Below are 266 nucleotides of genomic sequence, written 5' to 3' on the forward strand. Positions count from 1 at the left end.
AGTTAGGTTGTGACAATTTAATCTTTTCCCCAGAATTTCTGCGGGAAGGAAAAGCACTCTACGATAATTTGTATCCCTCAAGAATAATCGTGGGTGAAAATAGTGATCGTGCAAAAGTGTTTGCAGATCTACTGCTGCAAGGTGCAGTAAAGAAAGATGTGCCTGTTCTGTTTACAGATTCCACTGAAGCAGAGGCTGTGAAGCTTTTTTCAAACACTTATCTGGCGATGCGTGTTGCTTATTTCAATGAGCTTGACTCATATGCT

At 40.6% G+C, this 266-nt stretch carries 1 pseudogene; it reads left to right on the top strand.

Annotated elements, in window-relative coordinates:
• Positions 1-266 (top strand): annotated as a pseudogene (locus ACYP03_RS26495) (UDP-glucose 6-dehydrogenase); the annotation flags it as partial.

Source organism: Photobacterium sp. R1 (genome assembly GCF_054600795.1).